The 25,444-nt window shown below is 72.2% G+C and carries 19 protein-coding genes and 1 tRNA gene; 12 read left to right on the top strand and 8 right to left on the bottom strand.

From position 1 onward, the window contains the following. Positions 1–4: 4 nt before the first annotated feature. From GXP74_RS06980 to GXP74_RS06970, 3 genes are all read right to left on the bottom strand, one after another. Positions 5–4,081, bottom strand: coding sequence for an ABC transporter ATP-binding protein (locus tag GXP74_RS06980; protein ID WP_182450520.1), 4,077 nt, complete (start codon positions 4,079–4,081; stop codon positions 5–7). A gap of 114 nt (positions 4,082–4,195) precedes the next feature. Continuing rightward, positions 4,196–4,618, bottom strand: a complete 423-nt coding sequence (locus GXP74_RS06975) for a PPOX class F420-dependent oxidoreductase (RefSeq protein WP_182450519.1) — start codon at positions 4,616–4,618, stop codon at positions 4,196–4,198. A 185-nt stretch (positions 4,619–4,803) separates the two neighbouring features. Next, complete coding sequence (locus tag GXP74_RS06970) at positions 4,804–6,333, bottom strand: MFS transporter (protein WP_225447771.1); 1,530 nt, start codon at positions 6,331–6,333, stop codon at positions 4,804–4,806. A 166-nt stretch (positions 6,334–6,499) separates the two neighbouring features. Between GXP74_RS06970 and GXP74_RS06965 the strand changes: the two genes are divergently transcribed. Continuing rightward, a complete protein-coding gene (locus GXP74_RS06965) occupies positions 6,500–6,892 on the top strand; it encodes a winged helix-turn-helix transcriptional regulator (RefSeq protein WP_370468388.1) in 393 nt (130 codons plus the stop codon). A 40-nt stretch (positions 6,893–6,932) separates the two neighbouring features. On the opposite strand, the gene GXP74_RS06960 is transcribed toward GXP74_RS06965, so the two are convergent. Next, entirely contained in the window at positions 6,933–7,535 is a 603-nt protein-coding gene (locus tag GXP74_RS06960; RefSeq protein WP_182450518.1) for a TetR/AcrR family transcriptional regulator, read from the bottom strand. Between the two features lie 94 nt (positions 7,536–7,629). On the opposite strand from GXP74_RS06960, the gene GXP74_RS06955 reads away from it, so the two are divergent. The 4 genes from GXP74_RS06955 to GXP74_RS06940 all read left to right on the top strand — a co-directional run bounded on the left by GXP74_RS06955 (position 7,630) and on the right by GXP74_RS06940 (position 13,664). Beyond that, complete coding sequence (locus tag GXP74_RS06955; protein ID WP_182450517.1) at positions 7,630–9,261, top strand: carboxyl transferase domain-containing protein; 1,632 nt, start codon at positions 7,630–7,632, stop codon at positions 9,259–9,261. 15 nt (positions 9,262–9,276) lie between these two features. Next, positions 9,277–11,430: a biotin carboxylase N-terminal domain-containing protein gene (locus tag GXP74_RS06950; protein WP_182450516.1), complete on the top strand. Its 2,154-nt coding sequence runs from the start codon at positions 9,277–9,279 to the stop codon at positions 11,428–11,430. Further along, entirely contained in the window at positions 11,430–12,413 is a 984-nt protein-coding gene (locus tag GXP74_RS06945) for a hydroxymethylglutaryl-CoA lyase (RefSeq protein WP_182450515.1), read from the top strand. Before GXP74_RS06950 ends, GXP74_RS06945 begins: the two co-directional genes overlap by 1 nt. Before the next feature lie 69 nt (positions 12,414–12,482). Then, positions 12,483–13,664: an acyl-CoA dehydrogenase family protein gene (locus GXP74_RS06940; RefSeq protein ID WP_182450514.1), complete on the top strand. Its 1,182-nt coding sequence runs from the start codon at positions 12,483–12,485 to the stop codon at positions 13,662–13,664. 30 nt (positions 13,665–13,694) lie between these two features. Here GXP74_RS06940 and GXP74_RS06935 read toward each other — a convergent pair whose 3' ends face one another. Continuing rightward, positions 13,695–14,162 (bottom strand): universal stress protein, encoded by a 468-nt coding sequence (locus tag GXP74_RS06935; protein ID WP_182450513.1) that lies wholly within the window; start codon positions 14,160–14,162, stop codon positions 13,695–13,697. 808 nt (positions 14,163–14,970) lie between these two features. On the opposite strand from GXP74_RS06935, the gene GXP74_RS06930 reads away from it, so the two are divergent. The 4 genes from GXP74_RS06930 to GXP74_RS06915 all read left to right on the top strand — a co-directional run bounded on the left by GXP74_RS06930 (position 14,971) and on the right by GXP74_RS06915 (position 18,602). Beyond that, entirely contained in the window at positions 14,971–15,672 is a 702-nt protein-coding gene (locus GXP74_RS06930; protein WP_225447770.1) for an HAD family hydrolase, read from the top strand. A gap of 525 nt (positions 15,673–16,197) precedes the next feature. Next, a complete protein-coding gene (locus GXP74_RS06925; RefSeq protein WP_182450512.1) occupies positions 16,198–17,661 on the top strand; it encodes a GlxA family transcriptional regulator in 1,464 nt (487 codons plus the stop codon). Positions 17,662–17,813: 152 nt separating this feature from the next. Next, on the top strand, positions 17,814–18,416 hold the full coding sequence (gene orn / locus GXP74_RS06920) for an oligoribonuclease (protein ID WP_182450511.1): 603 nt from the start codon (positions 17,814–17,816) through the stop codon (positions 18,414–18,416). Positions 18,417–18,529: 113 nt separating this feature from the next. Further along, a tRNA-His gene (locus GXP74_RS06915) sits at positions 18,530–18,602 on the top strand. Between the two features lie 115 nt (positions 18,603–18,717). Here the strand turns inward: GXP74_RS06915 and GXP74_RS06910 are convergent. The 3 genes from GXP74_RS06910 to GXP74_RS06900 form a co-directional block, all read right to left on the bottom strand. Then, a complete protein-coding gene (locus GXP74_RS06910; protein WP_225448572.1) occupies positions 18,718–19,758 on the bottom strand; it encodes a slipin family protein in 1,041 nt (346 codons plus the stop codon). A 93-nt stretch (positions 19,759–19,851) separates the two neighbouring features. Further along, on the bottom strand, positions 19,852–20,595 hold the full coding sequence (locus GXP74_RS06905) for a pentapeptide repeat-containing protein (RefSeq protein ID WP_225447769.1): 744 nt from the start codon (positions 20,593–20,595) through the stop codon (positions 19,852–19,854). A gap of 73 nt (positions 20,596–20,668) precedes the next feature. Further along, positions 20,669–21,712 carry a LacI family DNA-binding transcriptional regulator gene (locus GXP74_RS06900; protein WP_182450510.1) on the bottom strand — a complete coding sequence of 348 codons (1,044 nt, stop codon included), beginning with the start codon at positions 21,710–21,712 and terminating at the stop codon, positions 20,669–20,671. Positions 21,713–21,962: 250 nt separating this feature from the next. On the opposite strand from GXP74_RS06900, the gene GXP74_RS06895 reads away from it, so the two are divergent. The 3 genes from GXP74_RS06895 (at position 21,963) to GXP74_RS06885 (ending at position 25,434) form a co-directional block, all read left to right on the top strand. Beyond that, positions 21,963–23,480, top strand: a complete 1,518-nt coding sequence (locus GXP74_RS06895; protein ID WP_182450509.1) for a glycoside hydrolase family 1 protein — start codon at positions 21,963–21,965, stop codon at positions 23,478–23,480. A gap of 115 nt (positions 23,481–23,595) precedes the next feature. Then, positions 23,596–23,883, top strand: a complete 288-nt coding sequence (locus GXP74_RS06890) for a hypothetical protein (RefSeq protein ID WP_182450508.1) — start codon at positions 23,596–23,598, stop codon at positions 23,881–23,883. Positions 23,884–24,309: 426 nt separating this feature from the next. After that, a complete protein-coding gene (locus GXP74_RS06885; protein ID WP_182450507.1) occupies positions 24,310–25,434 on the top strand; it encodes a LacI family DNA-binding transcriptional regulator in 1,125 nt (374 codons plus the stop codon). Positions 25,435–25,444: the final 10 nt, after the last annotated feature.

Genomic DNA, 25,444 nt, shown 5'->3' with positions numbered 1-25,444 from the left:
GCCGCTAGCGCGCGGCGGCCGACTCCTCCTCGCCCACGAACGCCCGCCAGAGCCGGGCGTAGGTGCCGTCCGCCTCCAGCAGTTCGGTGTGCGGGCCGTCCTCGACGATCCGGCCGTGGTCCAGCACCACCACCCGGTCGGCGCGGGCGGCGGTGGTGAGCCGGTGCGCGATCACCACCGTGGTCCGGCGGCCGTCGCCGCGCTGGGCCAGCGCCTCGGCGGCCCGGTTGACGGCCGCCTCGGTGGCCAGGTCCAGCGCCGCGGTGGCCTCGTCCAGCAGCAGGATGTCCGGGTCCACCAGCTCTGCGCGGGCCAGCGCGATCAGCTGCCGCTGACCGGCCGACAGGTTCCGGCCGCGTTCGCTGACCCGGTGCAGGTAGCCGCCGACGAGTCCGGCGACCATGTCGTGCGCCCCGACGGCGCGGGCGGCGGCCTCGACCTCGGCGTCGGAGGCGTCCTCGCGGCCGTAGGCGATGGCGTCCCTGACCGTGCCCGCGAACAGGTACGCCTCCTGCGGCACCACGCCCAGGCGGTGCCGGTAGCCGGTCAGGTCCAGCTCGCGCAGGTCCATGCCGTCGACCCGGACCGCGCCGCCGGTGACGTCGTAGAACCGGGCGATCAGCTTGACCAGGGTGGACTTGCCCGCGCCGGTCTCACCCACCAGCGCCACGGTCTGCCCGGCCGGGATGCGCAGGTTCACCCCGGTGATCACCTCGGGCTTGCGCGGCTTGCCGACGCCGGACTTGCCGACGCCGGACTTGTCAGTGCCGGACTTGTCAGTGCCGCCCGATACGGTCGTACCCGTGGCAGCGACCGCCCCGGCGTCGTCCGTGACGACGCCGGTAGTGGGCACCGCGTTGTAGGCGAAGTGCACGTCGTCGAAGAGGATCTCTCCGCGCAGCCGTCCGACCGGCCTCGGATCGGCTGCCTGCGGGGTCGAGGTCGGCGTGCGCAGCAGCTCGCGGATCCGGCTGAGGCCGACCACCGCCTGCTGGTAGCCGTCGAACACCTGCGAGAGCTGCTGCACCGGGGAGAAGAACAGGTCGATGTAGAGGAGGTAGGCCACGAGCGCGCCGGCGGTCAGCGTGTGCGCGTCGACGCGGTGCGCGCCGACGATCAGCACCAGCGCGGCGGCCACGCTCGACAGGAACTGCACGAAGGGGAAGTAGAGCGATATGTAGAGCTGCGCCCGGATCCGGGTGCGGCGGTAGTCACTGCTGAGCGCCGAGAAACGGCTGCGGTTGCGGTCCTCGCGCAGGAAGGCCTGCACGATCCGCATCCCGGCGACGTTCTCCTGGAGGTCGGCGTTGACCGTGCTGACCTTCTCACGGGCGAGCGTGTAGCTGACGGACGACTTCTTCCGGAACACCAGGGTGGCGATGATCAGCACCGGCAGCACCGCGAAGACGTACAACGCCAGCTGGACGTCGAGCACCAGCAGCACCACGAAGATGCCGAAGAAGGTCAGCAGGCTGACCACGGCGGTGACCACACCGGTCTGCAGGAAGGAGCTGAGCGCGTCCACGTCGGTGGTCATCCGGGTCATGATCCGGCCGCCGAGTTCGCGTTCGTAGTAGTCCAGGCCCAGGCGCTGGAGGTGCGCGAAGATCTTCACCCGCAGCGAGTAGAGCACCCGTTCCCCGGTCCGGCCGCTGATCTGGGTCTCGGCCCACTCGACCGCCCAGTCGGCCAGCACGATGATCAGGGCGACCAGCGCGGCGGCCATCACCGCCGCGCCCGCCTTCTTGGTCACGCCGCTGTCGATGCCGTGGCGGACCAGGATCGGCAGCGCCAGCGAGGCGAGGGCGTCGGCGGCGAGCAGACCCAGGTCGATCGCCAACGGGATCCGGAACGGGGCCAGCATCCGGCGCAGGTTGAACTGCGGGTCCGGGCGCCTGGCCTCGTCCAGGTCGATGTCCGGGGTGCCGTCGGCCGGGGGCAGCGCGGCGACCTTGGCCAGCAGGTCGGGCGTGGCGGGCATGGAGCCCATGGCGCTCATCACGCCACCGCCGCCGCCCCGACCACCGCCACCGCCACCGCGTCCGCCACCGCCGCGTCCGCCGCCCCGGCCGCCGCCCATGCCGATGTTCGCGCCGACCGGCCCGGCACCGGCGGCGCCCAGGGCCTTGCCCGCGCCGACGAGCTCGTCGTCGACCGGGTCGGGGAAGCGCTCGCGGTCCCACAGCGCGGGGGTGGTGCCCAGCGCGGACCGGGCCGAGGGGCCGTGCTCGGCCGCGTCGGCGAGCAGCCGCGCCACCGGGTCGGCCGTGCGGACGTCCCCGGCCAGCGCGTCCGGGTCGGTCAGCAGCGAGCGGTACAGCGCGCAGCGGGCCTCCAGCTCCTCGTGGGTACCGCTGTCCACCAGCTCCCCGTGGTCCAGCACGGCGATCCGGTCGGCCAGCTGGAGGGTGGACCGGCGGTGCGCGATCAGCAGCGTGGTCCGGCCCTGCATGACGGTGCGCAGCGCCTCGTGGATCTCCGCCTCGACCCGGGCGTCCACCGCCGAGGTGGCGTCGTCCAGCAGCAGCACCCGCGGGTCGGTGAGGATGGCCCGCGCCAGCGCGACCCGCTGGCGCTGGCCGCCGGAGAGGGTCAGGCCCTGCTCGCCGACGACGGTGTCGTAGCCGTCGGGGAGCTCCCGGATGAAGCCGTCGGCCTGGGCCGCCCGGGCGGCGGCCTCGACCTCGGCCAGGGTGGCGTCGGGCCGCCCGTAGCTGATGTTGGCGCGCACCGACTCGGAGAACAGGAAGCTGTCCTCGGGGACGATGCCGATGGCGGCCCGCAGCGAGCGCAGCGTCAGGTCGCGTACGTCGTGGCCGTGCACCCGGACGCTGCCGGAGCTGGCCTCGTAGAAGCGCGGGACCAGCATGCCCACGGTCGACTTGCCCGACCCGGAGGCGCCGACCAGGGCCACGGTCTCGCCGTGCGCGAGTTCCAGGCTGAACTTCCGGACCACCGGCTCGGTGGTGTCGGAGTAGGTGAAGTCGACCGCGTCGAAGGCCAGCGCGGGGACGCCGTCGGCCAGTTCGATCTCGCTGGCGTCCAGCTCGGTCGCGTCCGGGCGCTCGGTGATCAGCGGGCGCTCGTCGATCAGCTGGAACACCCGCTCCACGCTCGCCCGGACCTGCTGGCCCACGGTCATCAGCATGGTCAGGGTCCGCACCGGGGCGGTCATCTGGGCGACGTAGGTGGAGAAGGCGACGAAGGTGCCGAGGGTGACCTCGCCGCGGACGGCCAGGTAGCCGCCGAGGGCGAGTACCGCGACCTGCCCGAGGGAGGGGATGGCCTGCATCGCGGGCCCGTAGCGGGCGCTGAGCCTGACCCCGCGCAGCCGCTTGGCGAACAGCCTGCGGCTGGTCTGCTCCAGCCGGTCGAGTTCCTGCTCCTCCTGCCCGAAGCCCTTGACCACGCGGACCCCGGAGACCGCTCCGTCGACCACTCCGGCGACCGCCCCGGCCTCCTGCTGGGCCGCCCAGGTGGCCGGGAACAGCTTCTTCCGGCTGAGCTGGGCGAACCACCACAGCGCCGGGGCCATGGCGATGGCGATCAGGGTGAGCAGCGGGGAGAGGAACAGCATCACCACGATGGAGAGCACGAACAGCAGGAAGTTGCCGATCATCATCGGCAGCATCCCCAGCAGGCCCTGGATCATCTGCAGGTCGGAGGTGGCCCGGCCGACCACCTGTCCGGTCTCCAGGGCGTCCTGGCGGGCGCCGTCCAGCCGGGTGAGCGAGTCGAACAGGTCCTGGCGCAGGTCGTGCTGGACGTCCAGGGCGAGCTTGCCGCCCCAGTACCGGCGGACCATGGTCGCCACGAAGACCACCGCCGCGGCCGCCACCAGGGCTACCGCCCAGGGGGTGAGGTGCCGGGTGTGGGCGGTGATCACATCGTCGATGATCAACCGCGGAATCAGCGGCACCAGGGCGCTGACGGCCATACCGAGCAGCGAGGCACCGAAGGAGAGCAGGACGTTGCGCCGGTAGCGCCAGCAGTACGAGCTGAGACGCCGCAGCCACCCGGGTATCGCGGCGGGTGCGGCGTCAGCGTTGTGGTCCCCATGAGACCGGTGAGCCAGGAACATAATTAGCCATGCTAACTGTCTCGGGACTTGGGCGTCTACAGACCTTCTCCGCCGCCGACGCGGTTCCGGCCACAGCGACCGCTGCGGCCGTGGCCGGAACCCCTGCGGCGGACGTCAGCGGGCGATGCCGTAGACCCGGTCCACGGTGAACCGGATGACCAGGCGGCGGTCGGCCACCATGGCGGCGCGGTACTCGTCCCAGTCGGGGTGCTCCCCCAGGATCAGCCGGTAGACCTCGATCAGTTCCTCCACCACCGCGTCGTGCGGGTCGGCGGCGACCGGGGTGAGCTCCACCGTGCCCTCGGCCACGGCGTAGCTCCACTGGTTCTCGCTGCTCACGTAGTAGCTGGCGCGCGGGTCGCGGCGGAGGTTCGCCACCTTGGCCCGGTCGGCGGTGGTGGAGATCCGCAGCAGCCGGGTTTCCGGCTGGAACACGTGGCTGACATTGGAGATCTGCGGGCGGCCGTCCCGCTTGAGCGCGACCAGCGCGCCCCCGTGCGTCCCGGCGATCAGTTGTTCGAGGCCTTCGGCTGACATGACGCGGTCCTCCTGGTCGTCCTTGCCTGGTCCTGTCCAGACCTCTCAGCGTCCATGCTGTCCCCTCCTGTTCCCGTCCGCACCGGGCAGACGTCCGAACCGGGCCCAACCAGGGACCTGGGACCTGAGGCCTGGGACCTGGGACCTGAGGCCTGGGACCTGGGGCCTGGGCTCGCCGGGGACGGTCAGGCCCGCGTCGCGGGCCGCAGGAAGCGCCAGGCCAGGACCACCGCGACCAGGAAGGCCGCCCCGGTCGCGCCGAAGCCCAGCGCCGCCGCCGTGTACCAGTGGCCGCCCGTGGCCGACAGGAGCACCCCGGTCAGCGCCACCCCCACCAGCGTGCCGACCTGCCGGTTGGCGTTCATGGTCGCCGCGCCCGCGTTGGCGTGCTCCGGGCCGGCCGCGTCCACCAGCGCCGCGACCATCGCCGGAACCGCCACGCCGACCCCCAGGTTCGCCACCACCAGCAGGGCCGCCATCAGCGGGTACGGCATCGCGGCGGACACCGTGGTCAGCACCAGCATCCCGGCGCCGGACAGCAGCAGCCCGCCCATCAGCGGCAGGCGCACCCCCAGCCGCGCCGTCAGCCGGGCGAAGAGCAGGTTCCCGAGCACGAACACCCCGGTGACCGGGAGCATCTCGATACCGGCCCACAGCGGATCGTCACCGCGCGCGGACTGGAAGAACAGTCCGAGCAGGTAGCACTCGCCGTACACCCCGGCGTTGACCAGGAAGCCGATGACGTTGGCGGCCGAGAACCGGCTGCTGGCGAACAGCGCGACCGGCAGCACCGGCCGCCGCGAGGTGCGCAGGTTCCGCACGAACAGCGCCACCAGCAGCACCGTCCCGGACGCCGAGGCCAGGATCGACGCCGAGGACCAGCCCAGCGTCGGCCCCTCGATCAGCGTGAAGCACAGCAGCGCCAGCATGCCCAGTCCCAGCGCGTGCCCGGACCAGGCGAAGCGGGCCGGACGCCCGGGCAGCGACGGCACGACCCGGACCGCGAGCAGCAGGCCGAACGCGCCCACCGGCAGGTTCACCAGGAAGATGCTGCGCCAGCCGAAGCTCTCCACCAGCAGCCCGCCGATCACCGGCCCGAAGGCCATCGAGCCGGAGACGATCGCCGACCACAGCGCCACCATCCGCGCCCGGCGGCTCGGCTCCGGGAACGCGGCCGTGAGCAGCGTCAGCGAACTGGGCATGAACAGCGCCGCCCCGGAACCCTGGAGCAGCCGCGCGGCCACCAGCAGCGTGCCGTTCGGCGACAGCGCGCAGCCGAGCGAGGCCACCACGAAGACGACCATCCCGGCCAGGTACAGCCGCTTGGCGCCGAGCCGGTCCGCCAGCGCACCGGCGAGCAGCAGCAGTGCCGCGAAGGAGAGGGTGTATCCGTCGACCACCCAGGTCAGTTGGGACAGTCCGAGACCGAGCCGCTGCTGCAGGGTGTGCCCGGCGACGTTCACCACCGTCGCGTCGACCGCCGCCATCACGAACCCGGCCGCGAGCGCCACCAGTTGCCACAGCCCACGGCCGCCCGACCTGCTCTGCGCAGATCCTGACGATGGCTCATTTTCCTTCCGTGGAGCGGGTATCCGCTGCCGCTCCGGGCCGGGCGGGGCGACCGGGCGGTCCGGACCGCCGGGTCGGCGGTCCGGCGCGGACGGGACGGGCTCGCGGAGGTCGTCGACGGTCGGGCACTCTCGCTTGTTCGACATGGCGTGCTGCTCCCGGTGCTGTGTGGTCGGAGTATCCGATGCCCCGCACGCCTGATCCTGGTGGAGGTTAACGTGGTCCGTAAGGACGCACTTCGAAGTGCCTACCGCAGTGGGGGGACGCATGGTGGCGCGCACGGCAGCCGAGCGGCGCGAGCAGGCTCGGGTCATGTTCGAGAAGTGGCTGGCGAGCTGCCCGGGACGGCAACTCCTCGACCGGGTCGGCGACAAGTGGAGCTGTCTGCTGCTCCGGGCACTGAGTGACGATCAGAAGCGCTACGGCGAACTGCTTCGGCAGCTGCCCGGGGTGAGCCAGAAGATGCTCACCCAGACGCTGCGGAGCATGGAACGGGACGGGCTGGTGTCCCGGCAGATCACCCCGTCGGTGCCGGTGCGGGTGGACTACCAGCTGACCGAGCTCGGGCGCAGCCTGCTGCCGGTGCTGGACGTCGTGTCGGCCTGGGCCGGAACCCACATGGGCGAGGTGCACCGGTCGCGCGAGGCGTACGACGACGCGCTTCAGCAGGAACTCCGCTCCGCCTGGCCCCGCTGCTCCGCCTAGCCCCGCCGCTCCGACCGGCCGTGCCGCTCCGACCGGACGCTCAGCCGGTTGTTCGGTCGGCCGCCGCGGCGAGGGCGCCGAGGGCGAGGCGGTGCAGCAGCGCGGCCATGGCCGGGTCGGCCTGGTCGCCGCCCGCGACCGCGCTGTGCGGGGTGGAGTTGAGCAGGCCGAAGACGGCGTGGACGCAGGCCCGGGCATCCTCGCCGAGGCCGGGAAAGGCCTCCCCGGCGACGGTGACCCACAGCTCCACGTACTGCCGCTGAAGACTGCGGACCTGGTGCCGTTCCGCCTCCGGCAGGTGCAGCAGCTCCCGGTCGTGCAGGGTGATCAGCGCGCTCTCCTCCAGGGCGAAGTCGATGTGGCCGTCCAGCAGGGCGTCGAGCGCCGCGGGCGCGTCGGGCGCGGCGTCGACGCGGCGGCGGCCCTCGGTCAGCAGCCGCTGGCTGATGCCGATGAGCAGGTCCGCGAGCATGGCGTCCTTGCCCGCGAAATGCCGGTAGAGGCCGGGCCCGGAGATGCCGACGGCCTTGCCGATCTCGTCCACTCCCACGCCGAGGAAGCCCCTGGCCGCGAACAGCCGGGCGGCCTCGCGGCGGATCTGCGCGCGGCGGGGACTCTCGACAGGACTCGGCTGACTCGGCATCCCCCCATCCTAGACAGCAGGGTTATTGGGCGTTAACCTGCGAGCAGGTTAACAGTCATTAACGTACGGCGGGCTCACGAAGGAGCGCACGGCCATGTTGCTCGCTCAGACCTCCGCGCCCCGGCTGGACACAGCCGTGGACCGCGCTTCCGACGCCTTCCGGAGCAATGACGCCGCGCAACGGGCCCTGGTCGCGGAGCTGCGCGCCAAGCTCGCGGCAGCGGCCGAGGGCGGCGGCGCACGGGCCCGGCAGCGGCACACCGAGCGCGGCAAACTGCTGCCGCGCGAGCGGGTGGACACCCTGCTCGACCCCGGCTCGCCGTTCCTGGAGCTCTCGCCACTGGCGGCGGACGGCCTCTACGGCGGGGACGCCCCCGCCGCCGGGCTGATCACCGGCGTCGGCCGGGTGGCCGGGCGCGAGGTGGTCGTGGTCGCCAACGACGCCACGGTCAAGGGCGGCACCTACTACCCGATGACCGTCAAGAAGCACCTCCGGGCGCAGGAGATCGCCCAGGAGAACCGCCTCCCCTGCCTCTACCTGGTGGACTCCGGCGGAGCCTTCCTGCCGATGCAGGACGAGGTCTTCCCGGACCGGGACCACTTCGGCCGGATCTTCTTCAACCAGGCCCGGCTCTCGGCCGCCGGGATCCCGCAGCTCGCGGCCGTCCTCGGCTCCTGCACGGCGGGCGGCGCGTACGTCCCGGCGATGAGCGACCAGGCGGTGATCGTCCGCAACCAGGGGACGATCTTCCTCGGCGGTCCGCCGCTGGTGAAGGCGGCCACCGGCGAGGTGGTCACCGCCGAGGAGCTGGGCGGCGGCGAGCTGCACTCGCGGACCTCGGGCGTGACCGACCAGCTCGCCGAGAACGACGCGCACGCACTGGCGATCCTGCGCACCGTCGTCGCCGGGCTGGGCCCGCGCACGCCGCGCCCCTGGCCGGTGCAGCCCGCCGAGCCCCCGGCCGTCGACCCGGACACGCTGTACGGCGCGGTCCCGGCCGACCCGCGCACCCCGTACGACGTGCGCGAGGTGATCGCGCGGATCACCGACGGCAGCCGCTTCGCCGAGTTCAAGGCGGAGTACGGCCCCACCCTGGTCACCGGCTTCGCCCGGATCCACGGGCACCCGGTCGGCATCGTCGCCAACAACGGCATCCTGTTCGCCGAGTCCGCGCTCAAGGGCGCGCACTTCATCGAGCTGTGCGACCAGCGCGGCATCCCGCTGCTGTTCCTGCAGAACATCTCCGGCTTCATGGTCGGCCGCCAGTACGAGGCGGGTGGCATCGCCAAGCACGGAGCCAAGATGGTCACCGCCGTCGCGGGCACCAGGGTGCCCAAGCTGACGGTGGTCATCGGCGGCTCGTACGGCGCGGGCAACTACTCGATGTGCGGTCGGGCCTACTCACCCCGCTTCCTGTGGATGTGGCCGGGGGCCAAGATCTCGGTGATGGGCGGCGAACAGGCCGCCTCGGTCCTGGCCACCGTCCGCCGCGACCAGTACGACCAGCGCGGCGAGAGCTGGTCCGCCGAGGACGAGGAGGACTTCCGCCGTCCCGTGCGCGAGCAGTACGAGCGGCAGGGCAACGCGTACTACGCCACCGCGCGGCTCTGGGACGACGGAGTGATCGACCCGGCGGACACCCGAACCGTGCTCGGCCTGGCCCTCAGTGCCTGTGCCAACGCCCCACTCCCCGACCCGCGCCCGTACGGCGTCTTCCGAATGTGACGGAGGCTCACCCCCATGTTCGACAGCGTCCTGGTCGCCAACCGCGGCGAGATCGCGGTCCGCGTGACGCGCACCCTGCGACGGCTGGGCGTGCGCTCCGTCGCCGTGCACAGCGGCGCGGACGCCGACGCGCCGCACGTGCGCGCCGCTGACACCGCCGTACTGCTCGGCCCGGCCGACGGCGAGTCCGCCGCCGACAGCTACCTCCACATCGAACGCATCCTGGAGGCCGCCGCCAGGACCGGAGCCCAGGCGGTGCACCCCGGCTACGGCTTCCTCGCCGAGAACGCCGCCTTCGCCCGCGCCTGCGCCGACGCCGGTCTGGTCTTCATCGGTCCACCTCCCTCCAGCATCGAGCTCATGGGTGACAAGATCCACGCCAAGGCGGCCGTCCAGGCCGCCGGGGTGCCGGTCGTGCCCGGCAGCGAGGGCGACGCCCTGACCGACGCGGAACTTCTCGCCGCGGCGGCTGACATCGGTCTGCCCGTGCTGCTGAAGCCGTCCGCGGGCGGCGGCGGCAAGGGCATGCGGCTGGTGCGCGACGCCGCCCGGCTCGGCGACGAGATCGCCGCCGCCCGCCGGGAGGCCCGGGCCTCCTTCGGCGACGACACGCTGCTGCTGGAGCGATGGGTCGACCGGCCGCGCCACATCGAGATCCAGCTGCTGGCCGACACCCACGGCGGCGTGGTCCACCTCGGCGAGCGCGAGTGCAGCCTGCAACGGCGGCACCAGAAGCTCATCGAGGAGGCCCCCTCGCCCCTGCTCACCCCGGAGATCAGGGCAGCCATGGGCCAGGCCGCCGTCAGGGCCGCGGAGTCCTGCGGCTACGCCGGCGCGGGCACCGTCGAGTTCATTGTTCCCAGTGACAACCCCTCCTCCTACTTCTTCATGGAGATGAACACCCGCCTCCAGGTGGAGCACCCGGTCACCGAGCTCACCGCCACCGTCCACGGCTCCCGGCTGGACCTCGTGGAGCAGCAGCTGCGCATCGCCGCGGGCGAACCGCTGGGCTTCGGGCAGCGGGACATCGGCAGCACCGGCCATGCCGTCGAGGCCCGGGTCTGCGCCGAGGATCCGGAGCGCGGCTTCCTCCCGACCGGTGGCCGGGTGCTGCTACTGGAGGAGCCCACCGGCGAGGGCGTCCGGGTCGACTCCGGGCTCGCCCGCGGCGTCACCGTCGGCAGCAGCTACGACCCCATGCTGTCCAAGGTCATCGCCTACGGCCCCGACCGGGCGACGGCCCTGCGAAGGCTGCGCGCCGCCCTCGCCGGGACCTGCTCACTCGGAGTCGCCACCAACGCCGGCTACCTGCGCCGACTGCTCGCCCACCCGGACGTCGTCGCGGGCCGCCTCGACACCGGCCTGGTCGAGCGCAACCTGGAACTGACCGTGGCCGACCCCACGGACCACGCCCCCGGCGACGACCGCGCCCCGCTGGAGGGAGCTGCCCACAGCACCCCCGCGGGCCGCCTCGACCCGGTGTTCACCGCTGCCGCGCTGGCCCGGCAGCTCGACCTGTCGCCGACTCCCGGCGACGACGGATGGACCGATCCCTTCTCCCTCCCTTCCGCCTGGCGCACCGGCGGGGAACCCGCCTGGACGCTCCACCGGCTGCGCCTCCCCGGCGGCGAACCGATCGAGGCCAGGGTTCGCCCCACCTCGCCACGGACCGTACTGGACACCACTGACAACGCGACCGCCGCCGGAGAGCACTTCGAGGTCCGGCTCGGCGCCGACACGCCGTTCACCGTCCGGGTGGCCGTGCGACCGCACCGGATCAGCGTCAGCCGTGACGGCCTCACCCGTACCTTCGCGCACGCCACTGACAACCGGGCCGCCGACAGTCCGGTCCACTGGCTCGGGCGGGACGGCGACAGCTGGCCGGTCCAGGTCCACGAGCCCCTCGACGACCTGGCCCTCGGCCCGGCCGGGGCCCGGGGCGCGGGCCTGAACGCGCCGATGCCGGGCACCGTCACCGTGGTCAAGGCGACCGTCGGCGAGCGGGTGGCCAAGGGCCAGCCGCTGCTGATCCTGGAAGCGATGAAGATGGAACACGTCATCACCGCACCCCACGACGGGATCGTCGAACAGCTGCGGGCCGTTCCCGGCGGCACCGTCGCCATGGACGAGCTGCTCGCCGTGGTCACCCCGCACGAGGAGGTCAGCTGATGTCCGCCGCCGAACCCACCGCCCTGGACCTCGGACTCCCGGTCCGCGCCCCGCTGGACGGCCTGCCGCAGGCGGTGCGCATCCACGAGGTCGGCGCGCGCGACGGACTGCAGAACGAGTCGGTGGCGCTGCCGGTCGAGGTGAAGGCCGAGTTCATCGCCCGGCTGGCCGCCGCCGGGCTGCGGACGATCGAGGCCACCAGCTTCGTCCACCCCAAGTGGGTCCCCCAACTGGCGGACGCCGAGCAGCTGTTCCCCCTGGTCAGCGGGCTCACCGGGGAGTACCCCGGGCTGCGGCTGCCAGTCCTGGTCCCCAACGAGCGGGGGCTGGACCGGGCGCTCGCGCACCGGGTCCAGGACATCGCCGTGTTCGCCAGTGCCACCGAGAGCTTCGCCGAACGGAACCTCGGCCGGGGCGTCGAGGCCTCGCTGGAGATGTTCGCCCCGGTGGTCCACCGGGCGACAGCGGCCGGCGTCCGGGTCCGGGGCTACCTGTCGATGTGCTTCGGCGATCCCTGGGAGGGACCGGTGCCCACCGCCCAGGTGGTGGAGGTCGGTTGCCGGCTGCTGGAGCTGGGCTGCGACGAACTGAGCCTCGGGGACACCATCGGCACCGGCACCCCGGGCCAGGTCACCGAGCTGATCAGCGCGTTCTCCGGGCGCGGGGTCGGCCCGGAGCGGCTGGCCGTGCACTTCCACGACACCTACGGCCAGGCCCTGGCCAACACCCTGGCCGCGCTGCGCTGCGGCGTGGCCACGGTCGACTCCTCGGCCGGGGGCCTGGGCGGCTGCCCCTACGCGAAGAGCGCCACCGGCAACCTCGCCACCGAGGACCTGGTCTGGATGCTGCACGGCCTGGGCATCTCGACCGGGGTCGACCTGCCCGCCCTCGCCGCCACCAGCGGCTGGCTGGCCGACCGGCTCGGCCGCCCCAGCCCCTCCCGCGCGGTACGTGCCCTGACCGGCGGCGACGCCCAGCGGTAGCGGTCAACACCCGGGAAGTAGCGGCAACCCACCGCGAGCGCCCCCTCCCCACCCTCAGGAGACCACACCATGCTCGACCACCGCCTCGACTCCGAGTACGAGGAACTCCGGCGTACCGTCGCCGACTTCGCCCACGACGTGATCGCGCCGAAGATCGGCGAGTACTACGAGCACGACGAGTTCCCGTATGAGATCATCAGCGAGATGGGGCGGATGGGCCTGTTCGGCCTCCCCTTCCCCGAGGAGTACGGCGGTATGGGCGGCGACTACCTCGCGCTCTGCCTGGTGCTGGAGGAACTGGCCCGGGTCGACTCCTCGGTGGCGATCACCCTGGAGGCCGCGGTCTCGCTGGGGGCCATGCCGATCCACCGGTACGGCACGGAGGAGCAGAAGCGCACCTGGCTGCCCCGGCTCTGCTCGGGGGAGATGCTCGGGGCGTTCGGCCTGACCGAGCCCGAGGGCGGCTCGGACGCCGGTGCGACCCGCACCACGGCCCGCTACGACGCCGACACCGACGAGTGGGTGATCAACGGGTCCAAGTGCTTCATCACCAACGCCGGTACCGAGATCACCGGGCTGGTGACCGTGGCCGCCCTCACTCTTTCGGGGGAAGAAGCGGAGAAAAGCTCGCCCACCCGCTCGATCTCCACCATCATCGTGCCCACCGGGACCCCAGGGTTCACGGCCTCGAAGAAGTACTCCAAAGTCGGCTGGAACGCCTCGGACACCCGAGAGCTCTCCTTCGTCGACTGCCGCGTTCCGGCCGCCAACCTCCTCGGCGAGGCAGGCCGTGGTTACGCCCAGTTCCTGCGGATTCTCGATGAGGGTCGTATCGCGATCGCCGCCCTGGCCACCGGCCTGGCCCAGGGATGCGTGGACGAGTCGTTGAGCTACGCCGAGCAGCGGCGAGCCTTCGGCAGGCCCATCGGCGCCAACCAGTCCATCCAGTTCAAGATCGCCGACATGGAGATGCGCGCGCACACCTCCCGGTTGGCCTGGTACCACGCCGCCTCCCGGCTGCTCTCCGGGGAGCGGTTCAAGAAGGAGGCCGCCATTGCCAAGCTCCACTCCTCCGAAGCAGCCGTGACCAACGCCCGCGAGGCGACGCAGATCCACGGCGGATACGGCTTCATGAACGAGTACCCGGTCGCCCGCTTCTGGCGGGACAGCAAGATCCTTGAGATCGGCGAGGGGACGTCCGAGGTGCAGCGGATGCTGATCGCCCGCGAGCTGGGCCTGCCCACCGGCTGAACCCGCACCCCGCGCTCCCCCGCGCTCCGGCTACGGAATCACGACCACCGGTCGGTTGGCCCGTCGTGCCAGCCGACCGGCCACGGAGCCGAAGAGGCGGCCGAGGAGGCCGTGGGTACCACCGACGACGATCGCGTCGGCCGCGTACTCACGGGCGACCTCCTCCAGCTCGTGGCAGATGTCCCCGCCACGCTCCACCAACACCCAGGGGACGTCGCACAGGTACTCGGAACAGGCCAACTCCAGTCCGAGCACCTCAGTGCGGTGGTCCGGCACGTCCACGAAGACAGGGGGTTCACACCCCGCCCAGACCGTGGCGGGGAGCCGGTTGGCCACATGCACGATCACCAGTCCGGCTCGGGAACGGCGGGCCATGCCGACGGCATACGCCAGCGCTCGCTCGCTGGAGACCGACCCGTCGAATCCGACGACGACACCGTGCAGGAATGCCGGATCGCAGGTGCGGACACTCTGCGACTGCAGTTCAAAACCAGCCATGTGGGGAGGGGTTCCCGTCGGGAGCTCGGGCGGGTACGGGTGCTGGGACTTCGGCGGTACATCCCCGTCGCGGCTGGACTGCGAGCTGAGCTGCGGCGGCTTCCACAGCTTCGATCGGGGTTTGGGCGGGCGCGGCTTCGGCCGCTCCGTGGGGCGAGACACGGATCCGCCTTCGCTGGGCTCAGGAAGCTCGTAACCGGCCATGGTCATGGGAGTTTCGGCGAGGTGGGATGCGGACAGTTCTGCATGGTCACGACCCGGGGCCGTAGGACCAGGGGTACCAACACGACGCTCCGCTCCAGTAGCGAAACGGGCCGAGTGGTGGCTTGCGCGACCTCTTCCCTCCAGGGTACGGCGACAATCTGTTCTCGCCCAGACGCAGAGCGCTAGGAGGACACGGTTACCACGAATGGCGGTCGCGTACGCCGGGGCGCGCTGGGCGTGCATGGAGCATGCCGTAGCGGACGCCCATGCGCAACGGTGCCAGGCACGCCTCGTGGCGCCGCCCATGGCCGGGCTGTGCCAGGGCCGTGGGCTGGCGATGCCGGGGCGATGGCAGGGCGATGGCACTCAGATGGCACTCAAGCGCGGCGCGAGCTCCCGGCGCCCCTGGCACGGCCTCCAGGGGCGCCGGGAAGAACCCCGGCGTTCCCGCAGGCCGCGCGGCCGGGTGAGCGGCTCCGGCGGGCAGATACGGGCGCCGCCAAGCGATGCGCGCGCTAGGCGTACGGGGTGCGGGATCACACCTTTCGGTCACTTTCGACCGTATGCCTCGTGCATATGCCAAAGGACTGAAACGATGCCGTCCATGCCTCCCCTCATGCTGCTCGACCTCGACAACACCCTGATCGACCGCAATCTCGCTTTCCGGGGCTGGGCCGCCCAGTTCCTCCAGCGGCGCGCACTGCCGCCGGTCGATCTCGACTGGCTGGTCACCCTCGACTGCGGGGGTCATCTCGACCGGCCGACGCTGATGCGCGCCACCTGCGAGCGCTACGGCCTGGCCGAGGACATCGACGTCCTGCTCAGGGAGTACCGCGAGACGCTCATCCGACTGATCGACTGCCCCGCCACGCATCGGGAGGCGCTGCGCGGCGCCCGGGCGGCGGGATGGACCCTGTGCATCGTCACCAACGGTTCGACCGTGCACCAACTGGCGAAGATCCACCGGACCGGGCTGGCGCCGCTGGTCGACGGCTGGATCGTCTCCGAGGAGGCCGGGTGCGCGAAGCCCGACCCGCGCATCTTCCGGCTCGCGGCCGACCGCTGCGGCCTGGCGGCGGGATCCGGGTGGACCGAGGAGACCTGGATGGTGGGCGACCACGCGCCCGCCGACATCGCCGGGGCCCGGCTGGCCGGGCTGCGCAGCGTCTGGCTCCAGCACGGCCGACCCTGGCCCGAAACCGCCTACGCGCCGACGCTGACGGCCCGGAGCCTGCCGGAAGCGGTCCGTCTGATAGTCGCCTCCGTCAGCGAGCCCGCCAGCGAGCCCGTCGGCGTCTCCGGCTAGCCCGATCAGGCCACAGTCCTGCGCCCCCTTGTGCGCCCCCCGTACGCCCCCAATACTTCCGAAGGCCGCTTTTCGGTCAACTTCGGCGACCTCCACCGCGATTGAATGAGCACTGCTTCAAGACACAGCCACTGACCAGGGTGTTCTCCGGAACCAGCCAACAGGCCCTGCGACAACTGGCCAGCACCGGACACGCCCCCTTCCCCGACAGCCCGTCGAGTGCGACCCTCGGTGATCGAATGCTTCACGCCAAATTGCCTTGTCGACATAGCGTTAGATGGTGAACTTGTCGCACCAGCATCCCTGGACCCAGTAGATTCGATCTTGGCGAGGCGGGGGCCGCGAAGTGCAGCACAGGGCAGTACAACCATGACGTCTCAGACGTGGGCCGCGCGCTCGGCAGTCCCGGAGAACTTCCCGGGGTCCCGACCGTCCGCACTGCCCACGTCGGCGGCACACACGACCGAGGGGGGCCGGAGCGCCTTGAGCAGGGTGAGCAGGAGCGCCGCAACGACGGACGGCGCGATGTCCCCGCACAGCCGATATGGAGCGGTTCCCGCCCCCGGCCCCGGCGAACGTGGTGGCGCCGGCGCACCCGCGCCCACCCCCCTGGACGAGCCGCTGCTGCCCGGCGCGGCGGCCCGAAAGCTCTCCGGCCGCCGCCGCCCCGAGGTCGTCGCCGTCCTCCTGTTCAGTGGCGCCCCGATCTTCGAGAGCTCCATCCCGCTCTCCGTCTTCGGCGTCGACCGGCAGGACGCCGGCGTCCCCCGCTACCGGCTGCTGGTCTGCGCGGGCGAGGAGGGGCCGCTGGCCACCACCGGCGGGCTGACCATGACCGCCCCCTACGGCCTGGAGTCGCTCGGCCGGGCCGGGACCGTGGTCGTGCCCGCCTGGCGCTCGGCCGCCCAACTCCCGCCGCCCGAGGCGCTGGAGGCGCTGCGCAAGGCCCACCGCGAGGGGGCCAGGATCATCGGCCTGTGCACCGGTGCCTTCGTCCTCGCCGCCGCCGGTCTGCTGGACGGGCGCGCCGCCACCACCCACTGGATGTACGCGCCCACGCTGGCCAAGCGCTACCCGCAGATCCAGGTGGACCCGCGCGAGCTGTTCATCGACGACGGCGATGTGCTGACCAGCGCGGGCACCGCCGCCGGGATCGACCTGTGCCTGCACGTCGTGCGCACGGACCACGGCGCGGAGGCGGCGGCGGCCCTGGCCCGGCGCCTGGTGGTACCGGCCCGGCGTACCGGAGGCCAGGCCCAGTACATCGACAGGTCTTTACCAGAAGAGATCGGCAACGACCCCCTGGCGGAGGTCGTGACCTGGGCGCTGGACAACCTCTCGAAGCAGTTCGACGTGGAGACCCTGGCGGCCCGCGCCTACATGAGCCGGCGGACCTTCGACCGGCGTTTCCGCTCGCTCACCGGCAGCGCTCCGCTGCAATGGCTGATCTCGCAGCGGGTGCTGCAAGCGCAGCGCCTGCTGGAGAGCACCGACGTGTCGGTGGACGAGGTGGCCCGCAGGTGCGGCTTCCGCTCGCCGGTGGCTCTGCGCGGCCACTTCCGGCGGCAGCTCGGGGTCTCCCCCGCCGTCTACCGGACGACCTTCCGGTCCCGGCAGTCCTCGACGGCCTCGCTGGAGGCGCTGCCGGTCCCGTCGGCGGCGACCGCCGCGGCCTCGGGGACGCTGGCGGTGCTGTCCACCGGCGGCATCCCGGCGCAGGGATATCCGGCGCAGGGATATCCGGCGCAGGGGCATCCCGGGTCGGGTGGCGGGTCGCCGCAGGGCGGCTCGGAGCCGGTGCGACTGCCGCGGTCGAACGCGCGCACCCGTCCGCAGCCCGCGACCGGCGATCCGGGGGCGGCCGATCACACGGCCGCGGCGGACGGGCGGGGCGAGCGCGCCTTCCTTGATCCGTCCGGCGGATCCGGCACGGCCCGGGCGCATCCGGACGGTGCCGCGGTGGTCTTCCAGCGGGGCGCCCGGGACTGAGTCCGGGCGCCCGGCGCCACCGGCGGGTGCCCGGTTTGACTTGCGCGCCGGACGGCAGATGATCGACTATGCGGGACCGGTCGATCGCCATGGCCGTCCGGCCCCGGGCACAGCCAGGTACCGGCAGACATCCACTCAGGACGGTGAAGCGCGTGAACGATCGCATGGTCTGGATCGACTGCGAGATGACAGGGCTCAACCTGGAACAGGACGCCTTGGTCGAGGTCGCGGCACTGGTCACCGACTCCGAGCTGAACATCCTGGGCGAGGGGGTGGACATCGTGGTGCGTCCGCCGGACGCGTCACTGGAGACGATGCCGGAGATCGTCCGGCAGATGCACACCTCCTCCGGACTGCTCACCGAACTGGAGCAGGGGGTCACCCTGGCCGAGGCCGAGGCCCAGGTGCTCGCGTACGTCCGGGAGCACGTGCCGGAGGCGGGCAAGGCGCCCCTGTGCGGCAACTCGGTCGCCACCGACCGCGGCTTCCTGGCCCGGGACATGCCCGCGCTGGAGTCGCACCTGCACTACCGGATCGTCGACGTCTCCTCGATCAAGGAACTGGCCCGGCGCTGGTACCCGCGCGCCTACTACAACAGCCCCAAGAAGCAGGGGAACCACCGGGCGCTGGCGGACATCCGGGAGAGCATCGCCGAACTGCGGTTCTACCGCGAGGCGGTCTTCGTGCCCGCGCCCGGACCGGACACCGACGCCGCCCGCGCCATCGCCGCACGCCACCAACTGCCACCCGCCTGACCTGCCGCTACACCCGGCGGCGACACGGCCGCCGGTCCGGAAAAGGCGGTCGTGAGCACCCGCCGGGATCCTGTAGAGTTATCCCCGTCAGCGCGACAGAGCGCAGACGGATGGTGGGTGTAGCTCAGCTGGTAGAGCACTGGGTTGTGATCCCAGGTGTCGCGGGTTCGAGCCCCGTCACTCACCCGGAAATCGGGCCCTGACCTTGCAAAAGGTCAGGGCCCGATTCGTTGTCCGACCACCGGTCCGGGGCCGGGAGCCGCCCCGACGTCAGCGGCCTTGGGGCCCAGCGGGATTGGGCTCAGCCCTGCTCCCGCTCCTGCCGCTCCGGCTCCTGTTGTCCCCGCTCCCGCTGTTCCGGCTCCTGCTCCTGCTGTTCCGCGGTCGGCTCCGCCCGGTCCAGCCCCCGCAGCCGCGGCACGTCGTCGATCCCGGGCACGTCGTCGATCCCGGGGACGTCGTCGATCTCCGGGAGCTCGCCGGTGTCCGGCGGCGGGACGATGTCGGGCAGCGCCGCCAGCGCCTCGTCCAGGGAGACCGGTTCCGGCATCGGCCTGCGCGGTACCGAGGTCGGGGACTTGGACCGCTCCGGGGTGGCCCCGTCCAGGAAGCGCAGCAGCTCCACCGGGAACGGCAGGACCAGCGTCGAGTTCTTCTCCGCCGCGACCTCGACCACGGTCTGCAGCAGCCGCAGTTGGAGCGCGGCCGGGGTCTCGCTCATGATCATGGCCGCCTCGGACAGCTTCTGCGAGGCCTGGAACTCACCGTCGGCGGTGATGATCCGGGCCCGGCGCTCACGCTCCGCCTCCGCCTGGCGCGACATCGAGCGCTTCATCGACTCCGGCAGCGCGACGTCCTTGATCTCCACCCGGTCGATCAGGATGCCCCAACCGGTGGACGGGCTCTCCAGCATCAGTTCCAGGCCCTGGTTCAGCGGCTCGCGGTTGGTCAGCAGGTCGTCCAGCTCGCTCTTGCCGATGATGGACCGCAGCGAGGTCTGCGCGACCTGCGACATCGCGAAGGTGTAGTTCTGCACGTTGACCGAGGCCAGCACCGGATCATGGACCCGGAAGTACACCACGGCGTCCACCCGGACGGTGACGTTGTCGCGGGTGATGCCCTCCTGCGCGGGCACCGGCATGGTGATGATCTGAACGTTGACCTTGCGCAGCCGGTCCGCGACCGGGATCAGCAGGGTCAGCCCCGGCCCCCGGATCGAGCTGTGCACCTTGCCGAAGCGGAAGACCACTCCGCGCTCGAACTGCTGCACGACTCTGACTCCGGTGGCGAGCCACAGCGCACCCGCCCCGAGCACCCCCAGCACGACATCGAGCACCAGCATGTCCAGCACCCCGACTCATTGGTCCGGACGGAAATCGAAACGGTCCGTTTCCACGCTACTCGGCAGATCGGGCCACCGGAACAGCTGTGCGGATCAGCCGCTGATCGGGACTACCTGGATCCCGAAGGCCGCGATCAGAGCCGCCGCCTGCCGCTCCGAGACGACCGCGCCGCGCAGCACCGGCAGGTCGGTGATCGCGACCTCGCCGAGGTCCGCGCCGCGCAGATCGGCCCCGGCGAAGCGGGCGGAGCGCAGTTCGGCACCGGCGAACCGGCAGCCGTCGGGGATCGCGTCGCGGAAGTCGCAGCCGGTGAGGTCGGCCTCGGTGAAGTTCAGGCCGTCCAGGGTCTGGCCGCGGAAGTCGAGACCGGCGAGGTCGGCCAGGCCCAGGTGGCAGCGGGCGAAGGTGTGGCCGAGGCCGCGCACACTCGACAGCCGCGCGCCCACCAGTCGGCACTCCTCGAAGTGGGTGCCGGCCAGCAGCGCCGAGTTCCACTGCGAGTTGGCTAGGTCGGTGCCCTTGAACAGGGCATCCGTGAGGTCGGCCCGCCCGGCCTTGAGGAAGGCCGCGCTGCCGCGCTCGATCCGGGCCTGCTCCAGCATGGCGCCGCCGAGATCGGCGCGGTCGAGGCGGCAGTCCGCGAAGACGGACTCCGCCAACTGGGCGCCGCGCAGGTCCGCGCCGTCGAAGGCGCAGTCCTGGAACGTGTAGGGCGCGCCGGGGCGGGCCAGGGCCCGGCGCAGGTCGCGGCCGGAGAAGTCGACTCCGGTGTGCTCCCGGCGGTCGGCCAGCAGGTCCAGGGCGTCGGCGTCGGTCTCAGGGTTCTGGGTGCTCACCCGATCACGCTCCCACACGCCACTGACAACCCGCCCCCGGGCCCGTCCGCGCCCCCGCCCCCGCCGCGTCCGGTCAGCCGGAGGCGCGCAGCACCAGCTCGGTCGCCAGCTCGACCCGGTGGTGGGTCCGGCTCGGCGCGGCGATCTCCTCCAGCAGCAGCCGGGCCATGGTCCGGCCCATCTCCTCGGTCGGCTGGCGGACGGTGGTCAGCGGCGGATCGGTGTGCTTGGCCACCGAGGAGTCGTCGAAGCCGATGACCGCGACCTCGTCCGGCACGCTGCGCCCCGCCTCGCGCAGCGCCCGCAGCGCACCCACCGCGGTCAGGTCGGAGGCGGCGAACAGCCCGTCCAGGTCCGGCCGCTGCTCAAGCAGCTCGACCATCGACCGGTGGCCGCTCTCCTCGGTGAAGTCCCCGTTGACCACCAGCTCCTCGCGGTAGGGCAGGCCGACCTCCTCCAGCGCCTGCCGGTAGCCGAGCAGGCGGCTGCGCCCGGCCTCCATGCCGAGCGGTCCGGTGATGGTGGCGATCCGGGTGCACCCGCGCAGCGCGAGGTGGCGCACCGCGCTGCGGGCGCCGCCCCGATTGTCGCAGTCGACATAGCTGAGCGGTTCGAGCACCGAGCGACGACCGCCCAGGACCGCCGGCAGGCCGATGCGTTCCAGCAGGTCGAGCACCGGGTCGTCGGTGCGGACCGAGACCATGAGCACGCCGTCCACCCGGTGGCCGCTGAGGTAGGTCGCCAGCCGGGCGCGCTCCTGGTCGGTGCGGACCAGGATCAGCAGCAGCTGCATGTCGGTCTCGGAGAGCTCGCTGGCCACCCCCCGGATGATCTGCGCGAAGAAGGGCTCGGACGCCAGCCTGGTCTCGGTCTCCGGGATCACCAGCGCGACCGCGTCGGTGCGGCTGGTGACCAGGGTGCGGGCGGCCCGGTTGGGGACGTAGCCGAGCTCGGCGATGGCCTGCTCGACCACGGCCCGGGCCTGTTCGCTGACCCCGGGAGCGCCGTTCACCACCCGGGACACGGTGCCCCGGCCGACCCCGGCACGACGGGCCACGGCCTCCAGGGTGGGACGGGCGGGCCGCCGCTCCGGCGACCGCTCGTTGGCATGGGTCATCGCGCACCTCCTTCTCATTCGAGTGGCACCTTAGACCACGCGCTGCGGGAGCGCTCCCGCATCGGAACGGGCGGCCGGACCGCCCGCTTGACAGCGGCCCGGGTTGGGACGACGATTTCGAGAGGCCGGTGGGAGCGCTCCCATTCATGCGGGACACTCCCCCCAACGCTTCCACTCCGCCCTCCACCGCAGCGACCGTGCCGCGCACGGCCGTTCCCCGCCCACCACCGACAATTGGGAGCGCTCCCAGATGACCGCAGTCCATCCCGCCGCAGCCACGGCGACCCTGGGGATCCCTGGGGAGCCGACCGGCACCCCGGCCGACCAGACCGCCGACGACAGCCTGTTGCGCTTCCCCAGCGGCTTCCTCTGGGGGGCGGCCACCGCCGCCTACCAGATCGAGGGGGCCGCGGCCGAGGACGGCCGCACCCCGTCCATCTGGGACACCTACAGTCACACGCCCGGTCGGGTGCGCAACGGCGACACCGGCGACACCGCCGCCGACCACTACCACCGCTACCGCGACGACATCGCGCTGATGAAGTCGCTGGGCCTACAGGCGTACCGTTTCTCCATCTCCTGGTCGCGGGTCCAGCCCACCGGGCGCGGGCCCGCCGTGGAGCGCGGCCTGGACTTCTACCGGGGCCTGGTGGACGGCCTGCTGGAGGCCGGGATCACCCCGGTCGCCACCCTGTACCACTGGGACCTGCCGCAGGAGCTGGAGGACGCCGGGGGCTGGCCGGTGCGCGACACGGCCGAGCGCTTCGGCGACTACGCGGCGCTGCTCGCGGACGCCCTCGGCGACCGGGTCCGGCTCTGGACGACCCTGAACGAGCCCTGGTGCTCGGCCTTCCTCGGCTACGGCTCCGGGGTGCACGCCCCCGGGCGCACCGAACCCGCCTCCGCGCTGCGCGCCGCGCACCACCTCAACCTCGGCCACGGGCGGGCGGTGGCGGCCCTGCGCTCGGCCCTCCCTGGCTCCGCCCAGCTCTCGGTCACGCTGAACCTGCACGAGGTCCGGCCGCTCAGCCAGAGCCTGGCCGACGCCGAGGCCGCGCGCCGGATCGACGCCGTCGGCAACCGGATCTTCACCGGGCCGATCCTGGACGGCGCCTACCCGCAGGACCTGCTCGCCGACACCGCGCACCTGCTGAACTGGGACGAACTGGTCCAGCCCGGTGACCTGTCGGCGATCTCGGCGCCGATCGACCTGCTCGGCATCAACTACTACACGCCGACCCTGGTCTCCTCCCGGCTGGGCACCGACGGTCGCGGCGCCGGGAACGGCGCGGCGACCCGGAACGACGGCCACGGCGCCAGCGACCACTCGCCCTGGCCCGGCTCCGAGGACGTGATCTTCCACCTGCCACCCGGTGAGCGGACCGCGATGAACTGGAGCATCGACCCCTCCGGCATGTACGACCTGCTCACCCGGATGCACCGGGACCACCCCGGGCTGCCGCTGCTGGTGACCGAGAACGGGGCCGCCTTCGACGACTACGTGAACCCCGAGGGCGAGGTGCGCGACCCGGAGCGGATCGCCTACCTGCGGACCCACCTCGCGGCCATCCACGCCGCCATCGCGGACGGGGTGGACGTGCGCGGCTACTTCCTCTGGTCGCTGATGGACAACTTCGAGTGGGCGTACGGCTACGGCAAGCGCTTCGGCGCGGTGTACGTGGACTACGCCACCCAGCGGCGCATCCCCAAGGCGAGCGCCCACTGGTACGCCGAGGCGGTCCGGCGCGGAGGCGTGCCCAGCGCCTGATCCGCCCCTCCCCCGCCGCGTCGCGCTCCCGTTACGGGGGCGCGACGCGGATCGTTGTACGGGTGAGAACGCCGACGGCGGGGCACGGCGTCCATCCCGAGAGAGTTCCGACGCCATGCGCCACGCTCCCACGGCTCCGTCGCGTCTGCGGCGCGCCGCCGTCCTCGCCCCACTGCTGCTGGCCGCCTGGTGCGCCGTCCAGCCCCCGGCCGCGGCCCAGCCGCCGACCGGCCCGGGCCGGTCGGCGTCGGCCCCGCCGCGGCCCTCCGCACACGAGGTCCCGGCCGGCGTCCACCCCGCCGAGGCGGAGGACCACAGCTCCGCGCTGGTCCCGATCGCCGTCGGCCTGGCGCTGACCGCCATCGCTTCGTACAAGCACCGGGGACTGCCCCGGGGGCACTGACAGCGCTGCCACTGTAAGCGCTTCCGGACGCATCAGCAGCACGCCCCGATCAGCCCGGCGCGGCCTCGGGCGCACCCTCGGCCGACGCTCGGCCGCGCACCCCCGGCAATGCCCTGGACTTCGGGCAGTGAACACGGCGGGGCCGGGCGGGGCGACTGCTGACGGTCGGACACATACCTCCCCACCAGCTGCTATTCGTATGCGACGGGCAACGGGCAGACCCTGCACCGATAGTCGGACGGCGATCTGTGTGTTCACTTCTCGAACGAGAATCCAGGTTTTCGGCCGCTCGCACCGACGAAAAGTCACATCACCGTAACGGGGCTGACATTCGCCCTTGCGGCGGCTTCGGCACGGACCTACCTTCATCGCAGACAGCGCGGAGTAAGCGCTTACGGAAACCCCCCGACCCCGAGAGGTCCCCCCATGGACGCACGAGCCGCCAACGGTGCGACGCCGACGATCTACGATGTCGCCCGCCGCGCCGGTGTCTCCATCGCGTCCGTCTCACGGGTCCTGAACGGCCGGGACAACCCGCGGCCGGAGACCCGCGACCGGGTGCTGAAGGCGATCAGCGAGCTCGGCTTCGTCCCGGACGGGGCCGCCCGCGCGCTGAGCAACCGGCTCAAGCAGGTGGTCGGCGTGGTCTTCCGGCGCGTCTACGGCACCGACGACGGCATGTTCGAGGACGAGACCGAGAGCCTGCTCTTCGGCGACCAGATCAACCGGGGCATCGAGATCGTGGCCCAGCGCCGCGGCTACGACCTGCTGGTCAGCTCCGTCAACATCGACGAGCACACGCTGCCCAACCGGATCATGACCATCGCCGGGAAGTGCGACGGGCTGATCCTGCACGACCAGGTGCTCTCGCCCGCCGGGATCGCCAACATCGCCCGGACCGTGCCGGTGGTGACCCTGGCCGGCGCCAGCGGCGGCCCGACCGCCAACGTCCGCGGCGACAGCGCCACCAGCATGCGGGAACTGGCCCGGCACCTGGTCCAGGAGCACGGCTACCGGCGGACGGCGTACATCGCCGGTCATGCCGACAGCCCCGACAACATCGTCCGCGGCCGCTCGTTCGTCTCCGAGGTGCAGGCGCTCGGTGGGGAGTGCCTGACCGGTCCCGCCTGGCAGGGCGACTACTCGGCGGGCAGCGGGGTCCAGATCGTCCGCGGCCTGATGGCCCTGGGGGCGACCCTGCCGCGCGCCATCGCCTGCGCCAACGACCAGACCGCGCTGGGCGTGATCTACGCCCTGGCCGAGCACGGCCTGGACGTGCCCGGCGACGTCGCCGTCACCGGATTCGACGACCTGCCGTTCGCCCGGCACCTCCGGCCCCAGTTGACCACCGTGCGCCAGCCCATCCAGGAGATCGGCGCCCGAGCCTTCGAGGTCCTCCACAACATGATCACTGCCGACAGCGGCGGGAGCGCTCCCAATGGGGACGGGGGCGAGCTGCCCGACATCGTGCTCCCCACCCGACTGGTCCGCCGCGAGAGCTGCGGCTGCCCGCCCGACGCCCAGCCGCCCGTGTGGCGCCAGATCCCCTGAAAGGAGCCGA

This window comes from Streptacidiphilus sp. P02-A3a (genome assembly GCF_014084105.1).
Lineage (GTDB): Bacteria > Actinomycetota > Actinomycetes > Streptomycetales > Streptomycetaceae > Streptacidiphilus.
This window is presented reverse-complemented; position numbering and strand designations above follow the sequence as displayed.